Here is a 22,618-nt window from a genome sequence, read left to right on the forward strand (position 1 = left end):
CACGTGGCCGGCGCCCGATTCGAAAGTCCGCCATGGCCCAGATCCTGGCCGAAGCCGAACTCTTCGCCCATCCAGGCTATCCCCTGCCGGGCCATGGCAAGGCCTGGTTCGCGGCGACGCGCGACGGCGCGCGGCTGCGTTTCGCCAGCTGGCGTCCGACGGTGCGGCCCGTGCGCGGCACGGTCGCGCTGGTGCAGGGCAGGGCCGAGTTCATCGAACGCTACAGCGAAACCGTCGCCGACCTGCGCCGGCGCGGCTTTCACGTCATGGCCTTCGACTGGCGCGGCCAGGGCGGCTCGCAGCGATTCGTACGGCGCGACCGCAAAGGCCATGTCGGCTGGCTCAGGCACTACGAGGCCGACCTCGCGCTCGCGATGGCGCGGATGCGCGAGACCCTGCCCGGTCCCTATTTCGTGCTGGCCCATTCGATGGGCGCGGCGGTCTGCCTCGACGCGGCCCGTCGCGACGCCCTGCCGGTCTCGCGCCTGGTCGCCCTCGCGCCGATGATCGGCCTCACCATCGTCGAGAAGCCCGACGCCGCGCGCCGGTTGGCGAGCCTCCTGTTCTGGCTCGGGCTCGGCAAGAGCTTCGTGCCGGGCGGCGGCGAGACGGCGCTGGCGACGCGGCCCTTCGAGGGCAACCGCCTGACCGGCGACGCCGTGCGCTATGCCCGCAACAGCCTGCTCTCGTCGGAGGCGCGGCACCTGTCGATCGGCGATCCGACAATCGGCTGGGCCCGCACCGCCTTCCAGCTTATGGCGCGGCTGAACGCGCCTTCGGCCGCGACCGACGTTCGCGTGCCGACCCTGATCATCGCAGCCGGTCAGGATCCGGTCGTCTCGACGCCGGCGATCGAGCGCTTCGCCGCCCGGCTCAAGACCGGCCAGGCGCTGGTGCTGGCCAGCGCGCGCCACGAGATCCTGATGGAGAGCGACGCGATCCGGAACCAGTTCTGGGCGGCGTTCGACGCCTTCGTGCCCGGCGAGGACAACCGCCCCGCGGGCTCAGCCGGCGAGAAGCCCGAGCGCGGCCTGATGCAGCGCCTTGCTGCCGGCGGCGAGGATCGTGCCGCCTCCGGCGGCGCTGCCGCCGTCCCATGAGGTGACGATCCCGCCCGCGCCCTCGATGATCGGAATCAGCGCGACGATGTCGTAGGGGTTCAGCCCCGACTCGATCACCAGATCGACATGGCCGGCCGCCAGCATGCAATAGGCGTAGCAGTCGCAGCCATAGCGGGCCATCCGCACCTTGCTTTCGACGCCGGCATAGGCCTTGGCCTCCGCGCCCTTGAACAGGGCTGGCGACGTCGTCATCAGCGTCGCGGCCGCGAGGTCGACGTTATCGCGGGTGCGCAGGGTCTTGGAACCGCCCGGCCCCTCATACCGCGCCTGCCGCCCGTCGCCCGAAAAGCGCTCGCCGGTGAAGGGCTGGTGCATCATGCCGTAGACCGGCACGCCGTCGCGCATGAGCCCGATCAGCGTGCCCCAGACCGGCAGGCCCGAGATGAAGGCGCGGGTGCCGTCGATCGGATCGAGCACCCAGACATATTCGGCCTGCGTGTTCTCCGCGCCGAACTCCTCGCCGAGCACGCCATGTTCGGGAAACTGGCGCTGGATCAGGTGGCGCATGATCGCCTCGCCGGCCCTGTCCCCCTCGGTGACCGGATCGAACACGCCGCCATGCGACTTGTCGTCGGCGGTGTGATGCGCCCGGAAGAAGGGCAGGATCGCCTTGCCCGACTCGGTCGCCAGTTCCGCGACGAAGGCGGCGAAATCCACGACGCTCATATACCAGTCTCCCCGGTCGCTTTCGCTGCGCAGCATTCCAGATCGGAAGCGCCCTGTCGCGATCCGCGTTGTTGCGCGCCGGCCTGCCGGATAACAAGGCGTAACGCCGCTTTTCGCGCCGAGGCTTGCGCGGCGTGCATACCCCATAAGATTTGCGACGAATCCCCTTGCGTTTTTGCGCTGCACATTTACATTGTGCAGTGCGAAGGGGAGATGACCTCAAGCCTTCGTTGCCCTCCTTGGGCGTTTCCTCCCTAGACTTGGGCCGCCACGCAAGTGCGCGGCCCTTTTTTTGGTTGCGTCGGCAAGGAAATGTCGGCTTGCGCCGGACGGGCCGCTATTCCGCCGCCTCGCGCCATTCCTCGATCCAGCCGCTCCAGCGCGCGAAGCAGTCCGCCATCGCGCGTCCGACCGCCTGCTCCAGCTCGGCGAAGCCGGAATGCGGCGCGAGCGTCGCCTCGTTCATGTAGAGCGCGCGGTTGATCTCGATCTGAATGGCGTGCACGCCCGATGTCGGCGCGCCGTAATGCTCGGTGATGAAGCCGCCCGCGTAGGGGCGGTTGCGCGTCACGGTCAGGCCGAGCCGGCGGAACGCCTCCTCGGCGATATCGATGACGTAGCCCGCGGCGCTGGTGCCGAAGCGGTCCCCCAGGATGACGTCGGCCTTGGCGAGCCCGTCGCGATCGAGCCCGGTCGAGGGCATCGAATGCGCGTCGACGAGGATGCAGGTGCCGAAGGAGGCCTGCGTGCGCTGGATCAGGCCGCGCAGGCCGGCGTGATAGGGCCGGTACAGGGCGTCGATGCGCGCCAGCGCCTCCTCGACCGGGATGCGGCCGAAATAGATCTCGTGCGCGTCGCCGACGATGCGCGGGATCGTGCCGAGCCCGCCTGCAACCCGCATCGAACGCGTGTTGGCGAAGGCCGGCAGCCGCCCGTCGAACATGCGGGGATCGAGCTCGTAGGGCTCGCGATTGACATCGAGGAAGGCGCGCGGGAACTCGGCGACGAGCAAGGGCGCGCCGAGATCGACGCAGGCCGAAAACAGCCGGTCGACATAGGCGTCCTCGGAGCGGCGCAGCGCCTGCAGCGGCAGCCGGGCCGCCTCGACGAAGGCGCGCGGATAGCGCCGGCCGGCATGGGGCACGTCGACCGCCACCGGCACGATCTGCAGCATGGGCTGATGCAGCGTGAAGGGCCGCTCGACCTCGGCGACGACGCTCAGCGGATCGGGCGGGGAAAAGCCGGGTGGCACGCTCATGTCATGGCAGGAAAGCACACAAACCGGCGCTGTAGAAGCGTTACCGGCGCCAGCCGGAAACCATGATGCGATTCATCCATTGTTTACCATGATGGTGCCTTATAGAACGACTTTGTTCCATGCCGGCGGGCGGGCCGATAACCCTGCCGCCGCACTGCGCGCCACGGCGCGATTCGACGAATGGCCGTGGCTGCCCTCGGGGGCGGGCGCGGCCTTGTGACAGGCCTTTCGGGACGGACACAGCAGGCCCATGACGAAGATACTTCTCGCCGAAGACGACAACGACATGCGCCGCTTCCTGGTCAAGGCCCTGCAGAACGCGGGCTACGACGTGGCCTCCTTCGACAACGGGCTCTCGGCCTATAACCGGCTGCGCGAGGAGCCGTTCGAGCTGCTCCTGACCGACATCGTCATGCCCGAGATGGACGGCATCGAGCTGGCGCGCCGCGCCACCGAGCTCGACCCCGACATCAAGGTGATGTTCATCACGGGCTTCGCCGCCGTGGCGCTGAATCCCGATTCGCAGACGCCCAAGGACGCCAAGGTGCTCTCCAAGCCCTTCCACCTGCGCGAACTCGTGAACGAGGTCGAGAAGCTGCTGGCGGCCTGATCCCGCGAACCGCGCAAGCGCTCCGCCGAAACCACCTTGCATGCCAGGTCCCGAGCGGCTATAGCCGCTCACCTCGCAACCTGGTCGCTGGCCTTCGGGCTCACGGCCGGTTCCGTCTGCCGGATCGGCTCGCACGATAGGGCAAAGGGGCGCGTAGCTCAGCGGGAGAGCACTACGTTGACATCGTAGGGGTCACAGGTTCGATCCCTGTCGCGCCCACCATTTCTCCGGGAGACCGGACGCGAAAAGGCCACCCTCGCGGGTGGCCTTTTCTTTTGTCTGCCGTGGGTTCGGCCGGGTCAGCGCGTGGCGCGGCGCGTCTCGCGGACGACGGTCGGCGCGGTCACGGCGCCGGCCGCTCCGCCGACCACGGCCCCGACCGGACCGGCGACGACCGCGCCCGTTCCCGCGCCGACGGCCGCGCCGCCGATGCGCTGCTCGGTGGTGTTGCCGCAGGCGCCGAGCGCCAGGGCGGAAGCCGCGAGAAGGCCGAAGGTGACGAGTTTCATGATGCTATCCCCGATAAGTGTGTGGCGGGACAACGTGTCGAGACGCGTCAGGTTCCCTCTCACGCCGCGCGGGAGCGCTGGACGGCTGGACGAAGCGGGGCGGCGTGCCGCGAATACGGCCTGCGAACGGCGCGTCGCCCTTGCGATCCGCGCAAAAATCCGTATACAGCCGGCATCGCACCGACCGCACCATTCGCGTGGGTGATGAGGCCCGGAGTCCGGTCGGCATCGCGGCGGCACATTTTCGACCGATTCGCCGGAATGCGGATCGATGGAGTTGACGACCATGAAGATCCGCAATTCGCTGAAGTCGCTGCGCGCGCGCCATCGCGACAACCAGCTCGTGCGCCGCAAGGGCCGCGTCTACATCATCAACAAGGTCCAGAAGCGCTTCAAGGCGCGCCAGGGCTGAGGTTTTTCGCGCCGGCCTTGCGGTCGGCGCGGAACCCGGTCCGGAACTTGTCCGTCAGGCGGGGCGCTTTCGGGCGCGCCCGCCTTTTTGCGTCAAGCGCTCGCCTCCCCGTGAATTGACGCCGGCGGGCGGCGCGTGACACTCTTGCGGCATGATGACCGCACGCTTCCTTTCGAGAGTCGTCGCGCTCGCGCTGGCCGCCTCGGCGGTGCAGGGGCTGAGCCCTGCTTACGCGCAGGACGCCCCGCCGCCGCGCCAGGGTATCGTTCCGCCCGCCGACAGGGACGACAACCCGGCGACGCCCGCGCCCGCCGCGCCGCGTTCGCCCGCCGCCACGCTCGACCGGCTGTTCGAGCGCCTCGCCGCCGCCAAGACCGCGGAGGAGGCCAAGGGCATCGCCAACCTGATCCAGCGCCGCTGGGCCCGCTCGGGCTCAGATACGGCCGACCTGCTGATGACCCGCGCCCAGACGGCGCTGCGCCAGAAGCAGACCGAGATCGCGATCGAACTGCTCGACCGCGTCGTCAGCCTCGAACCCGACTGGGCCGAGGGCTGGAACCAGCGCGCCAGCGCGCTCTTCCTCGCCGGCGATCCGATCCGCTCGATGCTCGACATCGGCGAGGCGCTGAAGCGCGAGCCGCGTCACTACGGCGCGATGATGGGGCTGGGCACCATCCTGCGCCAGCAGGGCGACGACAAGCGCGCCATGGTGGCCTATCGCCGCGCGCTCGAGATCTATCCGCGGATGGAAGCGATCAAGAACGCGGTCGATGCGCTGAAGACCGAGGTCGACGGCCGCGACGCCTGAGCGCGGACGTAAGGCTCGACGAAACCGAAGCGGCATGGCTCGCGTAAGCGCTCCATGCTCATACGCGTCCTGCTTGCCCTCATCCTCCTCGCCGCGATCGGCCTGATCCTGCGCAGCGAGTGGATCGGGGCGCAGGTCGCGCGCGCCTATCCGCCGAAAGGCGCCTTCATCGAGTTGCCCGGCGGGCGGCTGCACTACCGCGAGCGCGCGCCCCAGGGCGACAATCGCGGCACTGTCGTGCTCGTCCACGGCGCCTCCTCGAACCACGCCGATCTGCTGGCGACGCTCGGCCCCGAACTCTCGCGCTACCGCGTCATCGCGCTCGACCGGCCGGGCCATGGCTGGAGCGACCGCATGGAGGGGGCGGCGATGGCCGATCCCGCCCGGCAGGCGGCCGTGCTGATGCAGGCGCTCGACCGGATCGCGCCGGAGAGCTTCGTGCTGGTGGCGCATTCGCTGGCGGGAGCGCTCTCGGCCCGGATCGCGCTCGACCGCCCGGAGCGGCTGCGCGGGCTCGTCCTGCTCGGCGGCGTCACCCATCCCTGGCCGGGCGGCATCGCCTGGTATCACAATATCGTCACGATGCCGCTGATTGGGCCGCTCTTCACGCGGCTGGTCGCGCTGCCGGTCGCGAGCTTCAGCCTGGAGGCGGGCGCCAAGAGCGTCTTCGCGCCGCGCGAGGCGACGCCGGACTATGTCGAGACCGGCGAGATCCGACTCCTGCTGCGGCCCGCGACCTTCCAGGCCAACTCGCAGGACATCGCGGCGACCTTCGACTTCGTCACGGCCCAGGCGCCGCGCTACGGCGAACTCAAGGTTCCGGTGATCGCGATCACCGGCGACAGCGACACCGTCGTCTCTCCGACGATCCATTCGGCGACGATCGCGCGTCAGGCCCCGCAGGGGCGTTTCGTCCTGCTTCCCGGCGTCGGCCACATGCCGCACCACGCCGCGCCCGAGATCGTGGTCCAGGCGATCGACGAGTTGGCGACGGCAAGATCGGGGCTGGCGCGGAACTAGCCGCCGCGCCCCTGCTCACGCCTTCTGGACATGCTCCTTGGCCACGAAGGCGATGCGGACCATGTTGGTCGCGCCCGGCGTCCCGAACGGCACGCCGGCGATCACGATGATTCTGTCGCCCAGCGCGGCGAAGCCCTCGCGCACCGCGAACTTGCAGGCGCGCGCCGCCATGTCGTCGATGTCGCTGGCGTCCTTGGTCACCACCGAGTGCACGCCCCAGACCAGCGTCAGCCGCCGCGCGGTGGCGCGGTTGGGCGTCAGCGCGATCACCGTCGAGTTCGGCCGCTCGCGGGCGAGCCTGAGCGCGGTCGAGCCCGACGAGGTCCAGGCCGCGATCGCCTTGAGGTTGAGCGTGTCGGCAATCTCGTGCGCCGCCTTGGCGATGGCGTCGGCGCCGGTCGCCTCCGGCTCGGCGCGCTGCGATTCGAGGATCGAGCGGTAGACGCTCTCGCTCTCCACCTCCTCGGCGATGCGGTTCATCATCGCCACCGCCTCGATCGGATACTGCCCGGCCGCGCTCTCGGCCGAGAGCATCACGGCGTCCGCCCCCTCGAACACGGCGGTCGCGACGTCGGAGACCTCGGCGCGGGTCGGCACCGGGCTGGTGATCATGCTCTCCAGCATCTGCGTCGCGACCACGACCGGCTTGCCCATGCGCCGGCACATCCGCGTGATGCGCTTCTGCGTGCCTGGCACCTTCTCGAGCGGCATCTCGACGCCGAGATCGCCGCGCGCGACCATGATCGCGTCCGACGCCTCGATGATCTCCTCCAGCCGGGAGAGCGCCTGCGGCTTCTCGATCTTGGCCAGCGCCAGGGCCCGGCCCTGCAGGATCTTGCGCAGATCGGCCATGTCCTCCGGCCGCTGCACGAAGGAAAGCGCGATCCAGTCGACCCCGGCCTCGGCCGCGGCCTCGGCGTCGGAGCGGTCCTTGTCGGTCATCGCCGAGACCGGGATCACGGTGTCGGGCAGGCTGACGCCCTTGCGCGAGGAGAGCCGGCCGGGAACCGTGACCCGCGTCAGGGCCTGCGTCGCGCTCGCCTTCTCGACCACGAGCCTGATCTTGCCGTCGTCGAGGATGAGGTTGTGGCCGGGCTCCAGCGCGGAGAGGATCTCGGGATGGGGCAGGTGCACGCGCTTCGGCGTGCCGGGCGCGGGGTCCGAATCGAGCACGAAGCGCGCGCCCGTCTCCAGCATCGCGCCGCCATCGCCGCCGAAGGCGCCGACGCGCAGCTTGGGGCCCTGCAGGTCGGCGAGGATGCCGACCGGGCGCTTGTAGCGCGTCTCCAGCGAGCGCAGCATGGCGATGCGCTCCGGCAGCGTTTCGCGCTGGGTGTGGCTCATATTGATGCGGAAGACGTCGACGCCGGCCTCGAACAGCTTCGCGCACATCTCGACGGTCGCCGAGGCCGGCCCCAGGGTGGCGATGATCTTGATCCGGCGCTCGCGCTTCATCTGTATCCTCAAGGCCTCTGCGGCGCGCCGCCGGTTGCGTCGGTCAACTGGATCGTCCAGCTCTTCTGTTCGCCGGTGTCGACCTCGAAGAAGCCGGAGCGGTCGAAACCGCGCGACAGGCAATCCTCGATGCCGCGGATCGTGAATTCCTTGTTGCGCGTGCACATGACGGATTTTCCCGTCCACTCGCCGCCCTTGTCGTAATCGACCGCGTGCACGTAGTAGAACCGCGCCGCCAGATCGCCGCGCAGCAAAGTCTCGCAGCCGCGCGGAGCGAGGTTCCACCAGCCCTCCGTCACCCAGCCCTGCGCATCGCGATAGCCGATCGAGACGCCGACGCGGCTTCCCGTGGTGTTGCACATGCGCAGATCGGCATGGGCCGGCGCGGACAGTCCGAAAAGGCCGGCCGCCAGGACGCTCAGATGCAGGAAGAGGGCGAGGGTGCGATTCATCTCAAGGGTCGATCAGGATCACGCGGCAATCGTTCACATTGGTCAAGGCCGGCCCCGTCCGCAGCAGGTCTCTCAAGGCTGAGAAGAAGCCGGTCGAATCGTTCTCGGCCAAGGATTGGGCGGGAACGAGGCCGAGCGCCGCGGCGCGCGCCAGCGTCGTCGGGTCGACCAGCGCGCCGGCCGGATCGCTCGCCTCGCCGCCGCCGCCATCGGTGCCGTCGGTGTCGCCGGACAGCGCGACGATGCCCGGCTCTCCCGCGAGCGCGACCGCGAGCGCCAGCGCATATTCCTGGTTCGGCCCGCCCCGGCCCTGTCCGCGCAGGGTCACGGTCAGTTCGCCGCCGGACAGGATGCAGGCGCGCCCGCCGGCACGCTTCAGCTCCAGCGCCAGCGCGGCATGGACGGCCGCGACCTCGCGCGCCTCGCCCTCGCAATCGGCCCCGAGATCATGGACCGCGTAGCCGGCGGCCTCGGCAACCGCGCGCGCCGCCGCCATGGCATCGGCCGGCCGCGCGATGATGCGGAACTCGCTGTTGGCGAAGGCGGGGTCGCCGGCCTGGGGCGTCTCGCCGGCCTCGTCGTCGAGCAGGTCACGTGCGGCCTTCGGCAGGTCGAGCCGGTAACGCGCCACGATCTCGCGCGCCTGGCCCATCGTCGTCGGATCGGGCACGGTCGGCCCGGACGCGATCGCTGTCGGCTCGTCGCCGGGTACGTCCGAAATGGCGAGCGTCAGCAGTCGCGCCGGCGCGGCGGCGAGCGCGAGCCGGCCGCCCTTGATCCGCGAGAGCCGCTTGCGGACGATGTTCATCTCGCCGATCGGCGCGCCCGAGCGCAGCAGCGCCTTGTTGACCATCTGCTTTTCCGCGAGCGCCAGTTCGCCCGCCGGCGCGACCCAGTTGGCCGAGCCGCCGCCCGAGAGCAGCACCAGCACGAGGTCCTCGGCGGTCGCGGCTCTCGCCAGCTCCAGCGCCCGCTCGGCGCTGTCGATGCTGCCCTGGTCGGGCACGGGATGGCCGGCCGCGACCATCGGGATGTGGCGCGTCCTCGTCTCGTAGCCATGGCGGGCGACCGCATGGCCGACGAGCCGCTCCGGCGGAAAGCCTGCGTCGAGGTAATGCGCCTCGGCCAGCGCCGTCATGCTGCCGGCCGCTTTTCCGGCGGCGAGCAGGATCAGCCGGCCTTTCGCCGGGGGCTCGGGCAGATGCGCCGGCAGGCAGCAGGCCGGATGGGCGCGGGCCACGGCCGCGTCGAAGATGCGGCGCGCGGTCGTCCGTGCCGCCGCGATCCTGGCCGCTGCGATGGCGTCATCCGATGAGTCCAAGTCCGCCCCGCGTTCCGCCAGTGACCGAGCCGATTCCATCGACTTTCATCGCCGATTCTTTTAAGTGGCGGCTCTGCCGCAGTCATCAGGCTTTTGTGGCAATAATCATACTTTATGACAGCCCGCCATGCCGCCCAGCCCCGCCGCCGCGCCCGAGACGCATTCCCTCGCCATCGGCGATGTCGAGATCGTCGCCGGCGATCCGGCCGCCGGCGTGCTGCTGCTCTGCGACCATGCGACCAACGCGATCCCGCCCGAGCTCGACGCGCTCGGTCTGCCGCCGGCGCAACTGGAGCGCCACATCGCCTACGATATCGGCGCGGCCGACGTGACGCGCGCCATGGCCGCCGCTCTCGGCGCGCCGGCCGTGCTCTCGAACTTCTCGCGCCTGCTGATCGACCCCAATCGCGGCCTCGACGACCCGACTTTGGTGATGCGGCTTTCGGACGGGGCGATCGTGCCCGGCAATCGCCATCTCGACGCCACCGGCATCGCCGAGCGCGTCGCGCGCTACTACAAGCCATACGACATCGCGATCGACGTTGCGGCCGAGGCCGCGCTGGCGGCAGGCCGCCCGCCCGCGATCGTCTCGATCCATTCCTTCACGCCGTTCTGGAAGGGCGTCGCGCGGCCTTGGCATGTCGGCCTGCTCCGGGGCGATGAGGGCAAGCTCTCGAAGCTGCTGATCGCCGCGCTTCAGGCCGATCCGGACCTGATCGTCGGCGACAACGAGCCCTATTCCGGCGGCCTGCCGGGCGACACGATCGACCGCCACGCGACGCGGCGCGGCCTCCCGGACACGCTGATCGAGGTGCGCCAGGATCTGATCGCGACGCGCGCGGACGCCTTCGCCTGGGGCCGCCGGCTCGCGGCCGTGCTGCCGGGCTGCCTTGCCGCGCTGCGTGCCGGCCAGGGCGACGCGGCTGTTGAGAGCAGGCCCCTGGCGGGTTGACGAAGCCCCCCAAACCGCGCGAACCCTGCCGGCCATTTTCCCCACCCGACGATTGAGGACATCAGATGGACGATCCGGTTCAGGGCGACCAGCTCAAGAGCATCGTGCAGCGCATCGAGCGGCTCGAGGAAGAGAAGAAGACCATCGCCGACGACATCAAGGAGGTCTATGGCGAGGCGAAGGCCAATGGCTACGACGTCAAGGTGCTGCGCAAGGTCATCGCCATCCGCAAGCGCGACGCCAACGAGCGCGCCGAGGAAGAGGCGATCCTGGACCTTTATCTGCAAGCCGTCGGCGAGAACGCCTGAGCGCTTTTGACACCCTCCCCGTCATCCCGGGCATGCCCCGGGATGACGGGGAGGGGGCGGCGCGCCGCCGGATTTGCCGAGTCCGACGATGTTTTCAGCGGCGGATCGTTCGGGCGGATATGAGCCTGACCTCCTCAGCGATCGCAGCCTTGGCGGCAGGCTAGCGCTTTCGGCAGCGGGCAGGAAGGGATATCGCCGGCCCGGCTGATTGGAGCGCCGCGCCATCACGCCGCGTGATGCGTGAAATCACGCGAATTCGCGTGGCTTCGCCGTCTTCGCTTGGCACTGTCGCGCGATCGCCAATGGGAGACCGCCATGCTGCTCGTGGGAATGCTGGACAGCCCCTATGTCCGCCGCGCCGCCGTCACCGGCACGCTGCTGGGGCTCGACTTCGAGCATCGCTCGGTTTCGGTGTTCCGGCACATGGACGCCTTCCGCGCCATCAACCCGCTGATCAAGGCGCCGACGCTGGTCACCGACGATGGCGCGGTCATCACCGACTCCAACCTGATCATCCAGCATATGGAGGATGTCGCAGGCCGTTCGCTCAGGCCGGCGGAGCCGGCCGCCCGCGCCCTTGACCTGAGCCTGACCGGCATCGGCATCGTCGCCGCCGACAAGGCGGTCTCGATCGAGTACGAACGCAAGCGTCCCGAGGCTCGGCGCTACGGCCCCTGGCAGGAACGCATCGTCGCCCAGCTCGACACCGCGCTCGACCTGCTGGAGGACGCCGCGAAGACCGGCGCGCTCGGCTCCGGTCCGGTCCTCCGCCCGGGCGACATCGCCGCGGCCATAGCCTGGGGCTTCTGCCGTTTCGTCATCCCGGAATTCGCGCCGGAGGAGCGCTGGCCGGCGCTGGCCGCGCAGGCGAGAGCCTGCGAGGCGCTGGGCGTCTTCAGGCACTGGCCGATCGACCGGGAGGAGCCGTAGAGCAAGCCGATGAGTTCGCTCGGAAACACGTCGTCATCCCGGGCAAGCGAAGCGCCGACCGGGGATCCATCATAGAGCAATGTGGTCGCCCCATGATGGATCCCGGATCAAAACCAGAGCGCCTTGGCGCATGGCTAATTCTGCACGAAGTTCGTCGGCAGCGGGCGCACGGCCGGCCCGGAGAACGAGCCGGTCTTGGCGTCGCTCGGCTCGGCGTGGCTGAAACCGAGCGCGGCGGCCGGGCTCGGCGCGTGGATGGTCGCATTGCCGGCAGGGGGCGCGGCCTTCGCCCGCGCGACCGTGACGGTGCGGCCCTCGGCGGGCGGCGTGCGGGAGACCGCCGCGAACAGCGAATCGAGATTCGAGCGGTCGGAGTCGTATTGCGCCACGGCAGGCGTCGCGGCGACGCGCGAGGCCGGCGCGGTCGCGGGGGCCTCGGCGACGGCGGCAGGAGCAGGGCCGGTGCGCGGCCGGCTCGGCGGCAGCGGATGGGTGATGGTGACGAGCTTGCCCTCGACGGCCGGCGGCGCGGCCTCGGCCGAGGACAGCCGTAAGCCGGGCGGGATCGCGCCCGCGAGTTCCGTCGGGCGCTGCGGCGGCAGCGGCGCGGCCATCGGCTTGCCGGATACGATGCTCTCGACCAATGCGGTCATCTCGCCCGGTCGGCGCGGCGGCAGCGAGGCGAGCACGAGCTTCTGGTCGGCCGCCGGCGTCTGCGGCGCGAAGGCGAGCGCGCCGCCGCCTGCCGGCAACGCCGCGACCTGGACGGGAGCGCCCGGCGCCGCAGGGGGCTCCGGCAGGGTCAGACCGCGCGGACGGGCCTGCGGCAACGGCGCGTCGATCAGCTTGGGCCGGTTGTCGACCACGGCCGGCGCGGGCGCGGCAGGTGCAGCCGCGGCGGCTTCGGCCTCGGCGGAGGCCGGCGCCGGTTCGGGCCGGCGCGTGGCTCCCCGCACGGGCCGCGCCGGCGCTTCCGCCGCAGGCGGCGCATAGGCGACCGCGAAGCGGCCGCCGTCCGACGAGTTGCTGTCGACGAAGGCGCCGTTGTTGGCATAGGCCATGACGGTGGGCTGAGGCTTGGGCGGCCCGGCGCGTCCGCCCGTCGGCCTGGCGTCGGCCTCCTCCTCGTCGCCGCCGAAGAGCGAGGCCCACAGGCTCTTGCGGCCGGACGAGATGATCGCGCCCTCGTCGAGATCGGCCGCCGCATAGCCCGCGACCGAGCCGCCGCGCGAGAGCACGTCGGCCTTGGCCAGGTCGTAGCCGGCGAGAGGCTGGCCGTCGGCCGGCAGATGCACGGTCTTCTCGTCCGGGAAGAGTCTGACGAGCTGGTCGCGCGTCATCCGCGGCCAGGAGCGCACGGAGCCGGCGTCCATATGGACGAAGGGCGTGTGCGCGCCAGGATAGAAGCCGACGCCGCCGCGCTGCATGCGCATGCCTGCCTCGCGGATGCGGGCGGTCGGCGTGTCGGGCAGATAGAAGTCCATCGCCTTGCCGAGCGTGTGCTGGCTGTACTTGGCGACGCCGCGCGAGCGGCGCCGCAGCATCGAGTTGGTGCCCGGCGAGCGATAGGCCGAGACGACATAGAAGGGCTGGTCGGAGCCGACCTGGCGATGCACCTCCCAGGCAATGTCGAACAGGCGCGGATCCATCCGGATCGGCTCGTCGAGGCGCCAGTCGCGCAACGCCCAGTTCAGCTTCTCCAGCGCCTCGGCGACATAGCGCCCGTCACGCTTGAAGGTGACGGTCGTGTCCTCCTTGGTGTGCATGTGCCTGATCGTGATGGTGCGGGTGTCGCCATTGGCGACGGCGTCCTGGGTGCCGCGCACGCCCAGCACCAGCGCCGCCAGCGCGAGGCCGCAGGTCAGACCTTTGCTTCGGGTCAGGCGCAGCAGCGCCCTGCGCGTCCTTGCGGCTCGCGAGCCGAAGGCGTCAGGTTTCGCCCGTGTGTCTGAAGACCTGCCCAATATGACTGACCCGCCTCGCTGCGCCGGGAGGCGGCGCGATGAACGTGAACGAACAGTTGCGGAGAAGCGTTAACGGCAGGTTACCAAGCCGGCAAGCATGACGCCACGGAAAATTCCACGGAAGGCTCGCTAGCCGTGGATCATGGCGAAACCTTGCCGACTCGGCCTCAGCCGCGCTGCTCCAGCGCCTGCCGCACCAGCCGGTGGAAGCCGTAGATATCCTCAAAAGTGGTCAGTTGCCCGTCCGCGCCGACGACATGGGTGTTGTAGACGAGGTGGATCGGCAGCGGCGAGGGCAGATTGATCCGGCGCTCACCCGAGCCGATCAGCCGGCGCAGCCTCTCCTGTGTCCATTCCGGGCCGAGCACGAGATCGGCCAGAAGGAAGGGGTTGTCGACGCGCACGCAACCGGCGCTGAAGGCGCGCCGTTCGCTGGCGAAAAGGCGGCGGTTCGGGGTGTCGTGCAGATAGACCGCATGGTCGTTCGGGAACATGAACTTGATCCAGCCGAGAGCGTTTCGCTCGCCCGGCGGCTGGCGCACCGAGATGCCGCCGCCTTTGCCGCGCGTCACGACGTAGCCGCGCTTGGCGGCATAGTCGGGGTCGGCGGCGAGCCCCGGAAGAATCTCCTTCTTCATGATCGAAGGCGGGATGTACCAGGACGGGTTGACGACGACGTGGTCCATCCTGTGCGAGAAGATCGGCGTCGGCGCATCGGGCTTGCCGACGATGACGCGAGCCTCGTGCGCCAGCGCGCCCTCGCGCATCACGCGCATCCGGAACTCCGGCACGTTGACCATGATATACGTCGCGCCGAGATCGGGCGGGAGCCAGCGCCAGCGCTCCATCTGGGCGACGATGTCCAGCTCGCCGCGCGCGCTGGCGGGCGCGCCGAGCGCGGCCAGCGTCTGCGGGCTCAGCACGCCATTGGCCGGGAGGCCGGCCTTCTTCTGGAAATCGGCCAGCGCCAGCGCGGTCGGGCGGTCGAAAACCGGCTCCTCGCTGGGACCAAGCCCCAGCCGCGCCCGAACCAGCGGCATGCGCTCGTCGCGCATGCCGAGCTTCAGCGCCGGGCCGGGCGGAATCCGCACCAGCGACGTGTCGTCGAGATGACCGCGCAGCTCGGCGAGCTTGGCCTTGAGCCGGCGATAGCCTTCATGGGGCGGATTGTAGTCGCCGAGCACGCTGCCCGGATCGGAGGCGGCAGCGAGCTCCGACAGCACCTCGGTCGCCGAGGGCAGATACAGCGTCGGCGTGATCAGCTTGGAAAGCCGGCGCGGGTCGATCCGGCCGCCGCGCGCATCGCGGGCGTAGAGCACGGCCAGCGCCGAGAGCCTGACATCGGCCTCTGCGAGACTGCTCCTGTCGCTTACCTCGAACGCGGGAAGGGTATAGTCCGCCGGCCTGAGACCGTCCTCGCCGGCGCGCTCCAGGCGGGCGACGAGACGCTTGCCAGCCTCGCTCCAGCCGCGCCCGTCGATCCAGAGCGGACGGTTCTGGTTGGCGGCATAGGCCGCGACGATCTCGGCCCGCTCGCGCTCGGCCAGGCGCGGCAGCGCCAGCGCCTCGGTGGCGCGTGCGGCGATGTCGGCGGCGAACCCGGATGCGGGCGGCAGCGCCACGACGACGGCGGGAAGGTCGGGCGGCTGGATCAGCAAGGGCTCCGGCTGGGCGGAGCGCGGCGGTTCAGGCATCGGAGCCGGCTCGAGCGCGGGGTCGGCCGGCGGCATCTCGACGGTCGGGATGTCGAGCGCGAGCGGCTCGTCGACGACACCGGGCGATGTCGTGGCGCTCGCTGGCCGGGACAGGCCCGACAGGCCGTTCGACGGCGGCGCGGAGGGCGCGACCGTGCCGGTCACCATCCCGGCTTCCGAAGCGGCGGGCATGGCCTCGACCGTGACGACGGCCTCCGGCAGCGCCGGCGGCGCGATGACCGGCCCCGGCTTCTCGTCGTCGAGCAGCAGCAGCGCCGGCGGCTCCGGCAGCGCGATGCCCGTGGACGGGTCGGTCGCGGGAAGCGGCTGCGCGCCTGCGGCGGAGACGCCGAGCATGAGGCAGAGGGCCGAGGCCGAGTTCGCCCAATGGCGAAGACGCATGGTCGCTATCCCCGGAACTGTCGCCGAATCCGCGCCATACCTGCGTGAATCGGCCTGTTTCGACAAGATGCGGCTCTGCAACAGCCGCCCGTTTTCGACCGCGTCAACATCGGCTACGCGGCGTCGGAGGCGTCGGAGGCGGACTCGCCTTCGATCAGCCCGTAATCCTTGAGTTTCCGGTAGAGCGTCGAGCGGCCGATGCCGAGCTTGCGCGACACCTCCGACATGTGGCCGCGGTAATGGGCGAGCGCGAAGGTGATGATCTCGCGTTCGAGATCGTCGAGCTTGCGCATGTCGGAGCCGGCGACGAGCTCGATCGCGTTGGGGTCGCGCACCGGCACCTGGATGATGCGGGGCTCGCCTTGAGATTCGCGCACCGCCTGCGCGGGCGCCGGCGGGATGCGGACGTCGAAGCCGTCCATCTGCGCCGCGATCTGCGGAAATTCGGCGACCGTCAGCTCGTCGCCATCGGCGAGCACGACGGCGCGGAACATCGCGTTCTCGAGCTGGCGGACATTGCCCGGCCAGTCATAGCCGGACAGGAGGCTCGTCGCCTCGGCCGCGATGCCGCGAATGCGCTTGCCCTCCTCCGCCGCGAAGCGGGCGAGGAAGCCGCGCGCGAGATCGGGAATGTCCTCCCGGCGCTGGCGCAAGGGCGGCAGCGTGATCGGAAACACATTCAGCCGGTAGTAGAGGTCTTCGCGGAAAGCGCCCTGCTTGACCTGCTCCAGCAGGCTCTTGTTGGTCGCCGAGATGATGCGGATGTCGACGCGCGCCGATTTCTTGCCGCCGACCGGATCGACCTCGCCTTCCTGGATGGCGCGCAGCAGCTTGACCTGCGCGTCGAGCGGCAGTTCGCCGACCTCGTCGAGGAAGAGCGTGCCGCCATTGGCCTCGACGAACTTGCCGATATGGCGCTCGGTCGCGCCGGTGAAGGCGCCCTTCTCATGGCCGAACAGGATCGACTCGACGAGATTGTGCGGGATCGCGCCGCAGTTCACCGTGACGAAGGGCTTGCCCTTGCGGTCGCTGGAGCCCTGGATCGCGCGCGCCAGAACCTCCTTGCCGACGCCGGATTCGCCTTCGACCAGGATCGGGATGTTCGACTTCGCGGCGCGTTCCGCCAATCGCGCGACGCGGGCCATGTCGGCGCTCTTGGTCGACAGGTCCCTGAAGCCGAGCGTGCCGGAGGCGCGGCGCTTGATGTGGCGCAGCTCGTGTTCGAGCGCGCCCAGCTTCAGCGCGTTCTTGAGCGAGATCTGCAGCCGCTCGGCGCCGACCGGCTTGACCACGAAATCGACCGCGCCGGCGCGCATCGCCTGAACCACCGTCTCGATCGAACCGTTGGCGGTCTGGACGATCACCGGCGTCCCGATGCCGCGCTCGCGCAGCACGGCCAACACGCCCATGCCGTCGAGATCGGGCATGACGAGATCGAGCACGACGGCATCGAAACGCGCGCCATCCTCGCCGCGGAGCAGCGCCACGGCGGCCTGACCGCTCTCGACGGCGACGACGTCATAGCCGAAGCGCTTGAGCATGGCGTCCAGCAACCGCCGCTGGACGGGATCGTCGTCGATGACGAGGATGGTAGCGGTCATGAAACCTCGAAGGCCAGTCTGAGCGAGGAAGCGAGCGGGCCGAATCGCGCCGCTGTTCCGTTCTGGATCATCCTCGGCCAGAACCGTTAAGCCGCGCTTAAGCGCAGGGCTCGCCGATGGACGCGATCTTCCGTTGCCCGCACCGCCGCGACGCCGCATATGGGAGGACGACCCGCCTCGAGCGAAGGTGCCAGATCCATGACGACCCTTTCCTCCCGCCCGGGCATGCCCCCTGGCGCAGCCCATGCCGCTCCGGATGCCGCGGCGCGGACGGCCAGGGCGCTGGGCTCCCTGCCCGAATGGGATCTCAGCCATCTCTATCCGTCGATGGACGCGCCGGGCTTCGCCGCCGATCTCGAACGGGCGTCCACCGAGGCGCAGCGCTTCGCCGCGCTCTACCGCGGCAAGCTCTCGCCGATCGCGCAGCGCCCGGACGCCAGCGCCGTTCTCGCCGAGGCCGTCGCTGCCTACGAGCAGCTCGAAGAGCTGATCGGCAAGATCATGTCCTATGCCGGCCTGGTCTATTCCGGCGACACCACCGACCCGGAACGCGCCAAGTTCTATGGCGACACGCAGGACAAGATAACCACGCTCTCGACCGAGCTGCTGTTCTTCGGGCTCGAGCTCAACCGCATCGACGCCGCGACGATGGCGCAGATCTCGGCCAAGCCGCCGCTCGCGCACTGGAAGCCCTGGCTCGACGACCTCGCCAAGGACAAGCCGCACCAGCTCGATGACCGCATCGAGGAGCTGTTCCACGAGAAGTCGATGACCGGCCGCGCCGCCTGGAACCGCCTTTTCGACGAAACCATCGCCTCGCTGCGCTTCCCGGTCGATGGCGAAGAGATGACGCTGGAGCTGACGCTCAACCGGCTGCAGGACGCCGACGGCGAGGTCCGCAAGAGCGCGGCCGAGGCGCTTGGCACGGTCTTCCGCGGCCAGTTGCGCACCTTCGCGCTGATCACCAACACGCTCGCCAAGGACAAGGAGATCGCCGACCGCTGGCGCAGGTTCGAGGATGTCGCGGATTCGCGCCATCTCGCCAACCGCGTCGAGCGCGAGGTCGTCGATGCCCTGGTCTCGGCCGTACGCGCCGCCTATCCCCGGCTTTCGCATCGCTACTACAGGCTGAAGGCGAAGTGGTTCGGCCGCGAGCAGCTCGATTTCTGGGACCGCAACGCGCCGCTGCCCAAGGTCGAGCAGCGCACGATCCCCTGGACCGAGGCGCGCGACACGGTGCTCTCGGCCTATGACGCGTTTTCGCCTAAGATGGCGGGCATCGCCCGGCGCTTCTTCGACGAGCGCTGGATCGACGCGCCGGCAAGGCCCGGCAAGGCGCCGGGCGCCTTCGCGCATCCGACCGTGCCCTCCGCCCACCCCTATGTGCTGGTCAACTATCAGGGCAAGCCGCGCGACGTGATGACGCTCGCCCACGAGCTTGGCCATGGCGTCCACCAGGTCCTGGCCGCTCCGAACGGCGCGCTGATGGCGCCGACGCCGCTGACGCTGGCCGAGACCGCGAGCGTCTTCGGCGAGATGCTGACCTTCCGCAAGCTCCTCTCGGAGACCGTCAATCCGCAGCAGCGCAAGGCGATGCTGGCGGCCAAGGTCGAGGACATGATCAACACGGTGGTCCGTCAGATCGCGTTCTATTCCTTCGAGCGCAAGGTCCACGAGTCGCGCAAGGGCGGCGAGCTGACGGCTGAGAACCTCTGCGAACTGTGGATGAGCGTGCAGGCCGAGAGCCTGGGCCCTTCGATCAGGCTCGGCCCCGGCTACGAGCCGTTCTGGTGCTACATCCCGCACTTCATCCATTCGCCCTTCTACGTCTATGCCTACGCCTTCGGGGACTGCATGGTGAGCTCGCTCTACGGCGTCTACCAGAACTCGGCCGAGGGCTTCCAGGAGCGCTACTTCGCCCTGCTCTCGGCCGGCGGCACCAAGCATCATTCCGAGCTGCTCGCCCCCTTCGGCCTCGACGCGCGCGATCCGGCCTTCTGGCAGATCGGGCTGACGATGATCGAGGGGATGATCGCGGAGCTGGAAGGGATGGAGTAAGGCACGGGGACCCGCTCCCGGAGGAAGAGGGGCTCCGTCCGCTCAGAACTGCACCCTGAGCCCCACCTGCGCGATGTTCGCCGTGTAGTCCGCGCCCTGCGCCGTCGAATTCAGGCGCTCATGGGTGAAGCTCGCGCGCACCGAGAACGTCCGCGTCAGCTTGTATTCGACCCGTGCGCCGATGCTGGAGAAATCCTCGCGCAGGCCCTGCCCGTCATATTCGGTGCGGCCGAAATTGCCGAAGCCGGTGACGATGAGGTTGCGGCGCAGCGCGTGCGCGATCTCCAGCGTCGCCCGCCGCGCCGTGGTGCCCGACGAGCCGGGGATGGTGGTGTCGCCCAGTTCCGACGCGCCGCGCAGCGTCACCGTGGTCAGCGGCGTCGGCGTCCACAGGATCGCGGCATCGCCGACGATCCCGCGCAGGTTCTTCAGCCGCGCATCGTCATAGGCGCGGTCCTGATAGCCGACCGAGGCCTCGCCGGTGAGCTGGCGGCTGATCTCGATGGTCGAGCCGACGCGCCCGGTCAGCCCGACCGAGGAGCGCTGGTAGCCGGACGAGTCGACGCTCTGGTCGAACTGGCGCGTGTCGGCCTCGCCCTGGACGAAGGGCCTGATCCCGGGCGTCAGCTCGTAGCCGACCCGCACCCTGACGCCGTATTGCGTCTGGTTGCGGTCGCGCTGGCTCAGCCTCGCCCCGCTCGACAGTCGCGCATCCTCGAAGTCGCTGCGGTCGACCGAGCCGCGCAGGGTCATCTGCAGGCGGTTGATGTCATACGTCACCCCGGCCGAGGCGCCGTACTGATAGGTCAGCGGCCGGCCCCTCACGGAAGCGGTCAGATCGGGCGAGCCGGGCCGCTGCGTATCGAGCCTGGCCCGCGTTTCGAGCAGGATGCGGGTGTCCCGGCTGGCGTCGAGCCTGAGATCGAGATTGCCCTCCGCGTCGGGGCGCGAGGCGTCCCTGTCGCGGAAGAACTCGCTGTAGCCGCCGCGCAGCTTGCCCTTGAGCTCATGCACGTTCCAGTCGGACTGGATCTCGAGCTCGCCCTCGTGCCGGCTGAATCCGGAACTCTTGCGCGCCGGCCCGGATATGCGCTGCGGATTCGAATCCTGGCCGATCGAGTTAGTGACCGAGGGCTTGAGCGTGACGCCGCCGAGCCTCAAGCCCAGCGCGGCGTAGGGATCTTCCTCCGTAACCGGGCGACGGCGCGGCGGTGGCGGCTCGGGCGCAGGCGGCAGGCCGGCGACGACCGGCTGCGGCGCGCGGAACTGGCGCTGCGTCACGCCGCGCGTATTGCGCGCCTGCACCGGGCGGCTGGCGCGCGGCGGGGCGCGGCGCGAGATCACCGAAGCCTGGTTCTGGATCAGCGCGGCGGGCTCCTTCGTCGCGTCCGGCGGCGTGGTCGGGGGCGTTGGAGCCGGCTGCTGCGCCACATAGGCCGGCGTCGTGTTGCGCAGCCCGACCCCGCGCGCCTGCTGGCCCTGCGCCAAGGCCGGCGCAAGGCTCGCCAGGGCGACGCCCGAGAGCAGCAGGAGGATGGCGCGGCGGGACAAGCGGAGACGGCGCTCCCAGGCAAAGGCTGATGCGCACCGGGATGGCGCGCATGGTTAACGGAGTTAGAACGAAGACGGTTAACGGGCCGTCAATGAGCTGGCCGCACGGCACCGCGCGGCCACATTGTCTCACCTTCGGCGACAGGGCATGGTCATGCCGATCATGGGAGCGCTGATATGGCGAAGTGCCTTGTTCTGGCTGCCGGCGTGTTTCTGTTCTTCAACGGTACGATGGCGCGGACCTACGGCTATACGAGCCCGCGAAGTACTGCTGGCAGATGGATTACATCGGGCTCTACAGTTGTTTCGGCAGCCCGATCGGCCCTCAGATCATTGTCTGGGGCACGACCCTGCTCGGCGCCGCATTGATCGCCGGCTGTTTTTTCTACGGACGGCGCGAACGGGGTTGAACACCTCGAAGGCTGCGGCGACGGCCGAAGCTGGCGAAGGCGGCAGCCCCCGTGCTAGAGGCGCTGCCATGACGACCGATATCCGCGCCTCGGCGCTCCGCACCATCGCGACCGAGCGCGCCGGGCTCGACACGCTCCATTCGGCGCTCGCCGACGGCCTGGGCGAGCCTTTCGCCGCCGCCGTCGCGCTGATCCGGGCTGCGAGCGGCCGCGTCGTCGTCACCGGCATGGGCAAGTCCGGCCATGTCGCGCGCAAGATCGCGGCGACGCTCGCCTCGACCGGCACGCCGGCGCATTTCGTCCACCCGGCCGAGGCCAGCCATGGCGATCTCGGCATGATCCAGCCCGAGGACGTGGTGATCGCGCTGTCCTGGTCTGGCGAGACGGCCGAGCTTGCCGCCATCGTCGCCCATACGCGGCGCTTCCGGGTCGGGCTGATCGGCCTGACCGCGAACGCCGACAGCGCCCTCGGCCGCGAGGCCGACGTCGCGCTCGTCCTGCCCAAAGCGGAAGAGGCCTGTCCCAACGGCCTCGCGCCGACAACCTCGACGACGATGCAGATCGCGCTCGGCGACGCGCTCGCGGTCGCCCTGCTGGAGGCGCGGGGATTCTCGCCGCAGGATTTCTTCGTCTATCACCCCGGCGGCAAGCTCGGCGCGCAGCTCAAGACCGTCGAGAGCATCATGCACCGCGACGCCGACCTGCCCCTCGTCGGCGAGACGGCAGCCCTGCCAGACGTCGTCGCGATGATCTCGGCCAAGGGCTTCGGCTGCGCCATCGTGATCGACCCCGACGGCAAGCTCGCCGGCGTCATCACCGACGGCGACCTGCGCCGCAAGCTGACGGCCGGCAACGTCGCGGCGAGGCTGGCGCGCGACGTGATGTCGCCGAGCCCGCGCCGCATCGCGCCGGACGCGCTCGCGGTCGAGGCGCTGGAGCTGGTCAACCGCCTGCGCATCACCGCGCTGATCGTGGCCGATTCAGCCGATCGCCCGGTCGGACTGGTGCATGTCCACGATCTGCTGACGCTGGGCGTCGCCTAGAGCATGCTTCATTTACACGGAAGCGTATCCTGCGTTTTTGAGGTAGTTTGCGCATTCGGTTGGTGAGACGAGG

At 69.7% G+C, this 22,618-nt stretch carries 21 protein-coding genes and 1 tRNA gene; 12 read left to right on the forward strand and 10 right to left on the reverse strand.

Annotation, left to right across the window (positions count from 1 at the left end):
* Positions 1-32 precede the first annotated feature (32 nt).
* Positions 33-1,100, forward strand: coding sequence for an alpha/beta fold hydrolase (locus AC1RRW_RS18440; protein ID WP_492902600.1), 1,068 nt, complete (start codon positions 33-35; stop codon positions 1,098-1,100).
* Here the strand turns inward: AC1RRW_RS18440 and hisN are convergent.
* Complete coding sequence (gene hisN / locus AC1RRW_RS18445; protein WP_492902601.1) at positions 1,005-1,787, reverse strand: histidinol-phosphatase; 783 nt, start codon at positions 1,785-1,787, stop codon at positions 1,005-1,007. The two genes, AC1RRW_RS18440 and hisN, sit on opposite strands and share 96 nt — an antisense overlap.
* A 337-nt stretch (positions 1,788-2,124) precedes the next feature.
* Positions 2,125-3,045, reverse strand: coding sequence for an N-formylglutamate amidohydrolase (locus AC1RRW_RS18450; protein ID WP_492902602.1), 921 nt, complete (start codon positions 3,043-3,045; stop codon positions 2,125-2,127).
* Positions 3,046-3,295: 250 nt separating this feature from the next.
* Here AC1RRW_RS18450 and cpdR point away from each other — a divergent pair, with 250 nt between their 5' ends.
* Positions 3,296-3,655 carry a cell cycle two-component system response regulator CpdR gene (gene cpdR, locus AC1RRW_RS18455; RefSeq protein ID WP_038363805.1) on the forward strand — a complete coding sequence of 120 codons (360 nt, stop codon included), beginning with the start codon at positions 3,296-3,298 and terminating at the stop codon, positions 3,653-3,655.
* 147 nt (positions 3,656-3,802) lie between these two features.
* Positions 3,803-3,877 (forward strand) — tRNA-Val (locus AC1RRW_RS18460).
* A gap of 77 nt (positions 3,878-3,954) precedes the next feature.
* On the opposite strand, the gene AC1RRW_RS18465 is transcribed toward AC1RRW_RS18460, so the two are convergent.
* Positions 3,955-4,164 (reverse strand): hypothetical protein, encoded by a 210-nt coding sequence (locus AC1RRW_RS18465; protein WP_492902604.1) that lies wholly within the window; start codon positions 4,162-4,164, stop codon positions 3,955-3,957.
* A gap of 286 nt (positions 4,165-4,450) precedes the next feature.
* Between AC1RRW_RS18465 and ykgO the strand changes: the two genes are divergently transcribed.
* The 3 genes from ykgO (at position 4,451) to AC1RRW_RS18480 (ending at position 6,404) form a co-directional block, all read left to right on the forward strand.
* Complete coding sequence (gene ykgO, locus AC1RRW_RS18470) at positions 4,451-4,576, forward strand: type B 50S ribosomal protein L36 (RefSeq protein WP_038363015.1); 126 nt, start codon at positions 4,451-4,453, stop codon at positions 4,574-4,576.
* Between the two features lie 151 nt (positions 4,577-4,727).
* Positions 4,728-5,384 carry a tetratricopeptide repeat protein gene (locus AC1RRW_RS18475; RefSeq protein ID WP_492902606.1) on the forward strand — a complete coding sequence of 219 codons (657 nt, stop codon included), beginning with the start codon at positions 4,728-4,730 and terminating at the stop codon, positions 5,382-5,384.
* A 54-nt stretch (positions 5,385-5,438) separates the two neighbouring features.
* A complete protein-coding gene (locus AC1RRW_RS18480) occupies positions 5,439-6,404 on the forward strand; it encodes an alpha/beta fold hydrolase (RefSeq protein ID WP_492902607.1) in 966 nt (321 codons plus the stop codon).
* Positions 6,405-6,419: 15 nt separating this feature from the next.
* Here the strand turns inward: AC1RRW_RS18480 and pyk are convergent, their stop codons facing one another.
* Genes pyk through AC1RRW_RS18495 form a run of 3 tightly spaced genes read right to left on the reverse strand, consistent with a single transcriptional unit; the run spans position 6,420 to position 9,632 of the window.
* Entirely contained in the window at positions 6,420-7,859 is a 1,440-nt protein-coding gene (pyk, locus tag AC1RRW_RS18485) for a pyruvate kinase (RefSeq protein WP_492902609.1), read from the reverse strand.
* An 8-nt stretch (positions 7,860-7,867) separates the two neighbouring features.
* Positions 7,868-8,311, reverse strand: coding sequence for a DUF1036 domain-containing protein (locus AC1RRW_RS18490; protein WP_492902610.1), 444 nt, complete (start codon positions 8,309-8,311; stop codon positions 7,868-7,870).
* A gap of 1 nt (position 8,312) precedes the next feature.
* Positions 8,313-9,632: a glycerate kinase type-2 family protein gene (locus AC1RRW_RS18495; RefSeq protein ID WP_492902612.1), complete on the reverse strand. Its 1,320-nt coding sequence runs from the start codon at positions 9,630-9,632 to the stop codon at positions 8,313-8,315.
* A gap of 127 nt (positions 9,633-9,759) precedes the next feature.
* Between AC1RRW_RS18495 and AC1RRW_RS18500 the strand changes: the two genes are divergently transcribed.
* The 3 genes from AC1RRW_RS18500 (at position 9,760) to AC1RRW_RS18510 (ending at position 11,822) form a co-directional block, all read left to right on the forward strand.
* The gene (locus AC1RRW_RS18500) at positions 9,760-10,584 is read left to right on the forward strand and encodes an N-formylglutamate amidohydrolase (protein WP_492902614.1); all 825 of its coding nucleotides are present in this window, start codon (positions 9,760-9,762) and stop codon (positions 10,582-10,584) included.
* A gap of 65 nt (positions 10,585-10,649) precedes the next feature.
* Entirely contained in the window at positions 10,650-10,892 is a 243-nt protein-coding gene (locus AC1RRW_RS18505) for a DUF2312 domain-containing protein (protein ID WP_492902615.1), read from the forward strand.
* Positions 10,893-11,207: 315 nt separating this feature from the next.
* The gene (locus AC1RRW_RS18510) at positions 11,208-11,822 is read left to right on the forward strand and encodes a glutathione S-transferase family protein (protein ID WP_492902617.1); all 615 of its coding nucleotides are present in this window, start codon (positions 11,208-11,210) and stop codon (positions 11,820-11,822) included.
* 134 nt (positions 11,823-11,956) lie between these two features.
* On the opposite strand, the gene AC1RRW_RS18515 is transcribed toward AC1RRW_RS18510, so the two are convergent.
* The 3 genes from AC1RRW_RS18515 to AC1RRW_RS18525 form a co-directional block, all read right to left on the reverse strand.
* Positions 11,957-13,786, reverse strand: coding sequence for a peptidoglycan L,D-endopeptidase MepK (locus AC1RRW_RS18515; protein ID WP_492902618.1), 1,830 nt, complete (start codon positions 13,784-13,786; stop codon positions 11,957-11,959).
* Between the two features lie 167 nt (positions 13,787-13,953).
* The gene (locus AC1RRW_RS18520) at positions 13,954-15,882 is read right to left on the reverse strand and encodes a L,D-transpeptidase family protein (RefSeq protein ID WP_492902620.1); all 1,929 of its coding nucleotides are present in this window, start codon (positions 15,880-15,882) and stop codon (positions 13,954-13,956) included.
* A 113-nt stretch (positions 15,883-15,995) separates the two neighbouring features.
* Positions 15,996-17,483, reverse strand: coding sequence for a sigma-54-dependent transcriptional regulator (locus AC1RRW_RS18525; RefSeq protein ID WP_492902622.1), 1,488 nt, complete (start codon positions 17,481-17,483; stop codon positions 15,996-15,998).
* A gap of 225 nt (positions 17,484-17,708) precedes the next feature.
* Between AC1RRW_RS18525 and AC1RRW_RS18530 the strand changes: the two genes are divergently transcribed.
* Entirely contained in the window at positions 17,709-19,541 is a 1,833-nt protein-coding gene (locus AC1RRW_RS18530; protein ID WP_492902630.1) for a M3 family oligoendopeptidase, read from the forward strand.
* A 42-nt stretch (positions 19,542-19,583) separates the two neighbouring features.
* Here the strand turns inward: AC1RRW_RS18530 and AC1RRW_RS18535 are convergent, their stop codons facing one another.
* Positions 19,584-21,092, reverse strand: coding sequence for an outer membrane beta-barrel protein (locus AC1RRW_RS18535; RefSeq protein WP_492902623.1), 1,509 nt, complete (start codon positions 21,090-21,092; stop codon positions 19,584-19,586).
* Positions 21,093-21,370: 278 nt separating this feature from the next.
* On the opposite strand from AC1RRW_RS18535, the gene AC1RRW_RS18540 reads away from it, so the two are divergent.
* The gene (locus AC1RRW_RS18540; protein ID WP_492902625.1) at positions 21,371-21,502 is read left to right on the forward strand and encodes a hypothetical protein; all 132 of its coding nucleotides are present in this window, start codon (positions 21,371-21,373) and stop codon (positions 21,500-21,502) included.
* A gap of 68 nt (positions 21,503-21,570) precedes the next feature.
* On the forward strand, positions 21,571-22,545 hold the full coding sequence (locus AC1RRW_RS18545; protein ID WP_492902626.1) for a KpsF/GutQ family sugar-phosphate isomerase: 975 nt from the start codon (positions 21,571-21,573) through the stop codon (positions 22,543-22,545).
* Positions 22,546-22,618 lie beyond the last annotated feature (73 nt).

Source organism: Allobosea sp. GW821-FHT12C12 (assembly GCF_058807355.1).

Coding starts and splice junctions, on each gene's coding strand:
- AC1RRW_RS18440 (WP_492902600.1), top strand. CDS start 33: ATGGCCCAGATCCTGGCCGAAGCCGAACTCTTCGCCCATCCAGGCTAT.
- hisN (WP_492902601.1), bottom strand. CDS start 1,787: ATGAGCGTCGTGGATTTCGCCGCCTTCGTCGCGGAACTGGCGACCGAG.
- AC1RRW_RS18450 (WP_492902602.1), bottom strand. CDS start 3,045: ATGAGCGTGCCACCCGGCTTTTCCCCGCCCGATCCGCTGAGCGTCGTC.
- cpdR (WP_038363805.1), top strand. CDS start 3,296: ATGACGAAGATACTTCTCGCCGAAGACGACAACGACATGCGCCGCTTC.
- AC1RRW_RS18465 (WP_492902604.1), bottom strand. CDS start 4,164: ATGAAACTCGTCACCTTCGGCCTTCTCGCGGCTTCCGCCCTGGCGCTC.
- ykgO (WP_038363015.1), top strand. CDS start 4,451: ATGAAGATCCGCAATTCGCTGAAGTCGCTGCGCGCGCGCCATCGCGAC.
- AC1RRW_RS18475 (WP_492902606.1), top strand. CDS start 4,728: ATGATGACCGCACGCTTCCTTTCGAGAGTCGTCGCGCTCGCGCTGGCC.
- AC1RRW_RS18480 (WP_492902607.1), top strand. CDS start 5,439: ATGCTCATACGCGTCCTGCTTGCCCTCATCCTCCTCGCCGCGATCGGC.
- pyk (WP_492902609.1), bottom strand. CDS start 7,859: ATGAAGCGCGAGCGCCGGATCAAGATCATCGCCACCCTGGGGCCGGCC.
- AC1RRW_RS18490 (WP_492902610.1), bottom strand. CDS start 8,311: ATGAATCGCACCCTCGCCCTCTTCCTGCATCTGAGCGTCCTGGCGGCC.
- AC1RRW_RS18500 (WP_492902614.1), top strand. CDS start 9,760: ATGCCGCCCAGCCCCGCCGCCGCGCCCGAGACGCATTCCCTCGCCATC.
- AC1RRW_RS18505 (WP_492902615.1), top strand. CDS start 10,650: ATGGACGATCCGGTTCAGGGCGACCAGCTCAAGAGCATCGTGCAGCGC.
- AC1RRW_RS18510 (WP_492902617.1), top strand. CDS start 11,208: ATGCTGCTCGTGGGAATGCTGGACAGCCCCTATGTCCGCCGCGCCGCC.
- AC1RRW_RS18520 (WP_492902620.1), bottom strand. CDS start 15,882: ATGCGTCTTCGCCATTGGGCGAACTCGGCCTCGGCCCTCTGCCTCATG.
- AC1RRW_RS18525 (WP_492902622.1), bottom strand. CDS start 17,483: ATGACCGCTACCATCCTCGTCATCGACGACGATCCCGTCCAGCGGCGG.
- AC1RRW_RS18530 (WP_492902630.1), top strand. CDS start 17,709: ATGCCCCCTGGCGCAGCCCATGCCGCTCCGGATGCCGCGGCGCGGACG.
- AC1RRW_RS18540 (WP_492902625.1), top strand. CDS start 21,371: ATGGATTACATCGGGCTCTACAGTTGTTTCGGCAGCCCGATCGGCCCT.
- AC1RRW_RS18545 (WP_492902626.1), top strand. CDS start 21,571: ATGACGACCGATATCCGCGCCTCGGCGCTCCGCACCATCGCGACCGAG.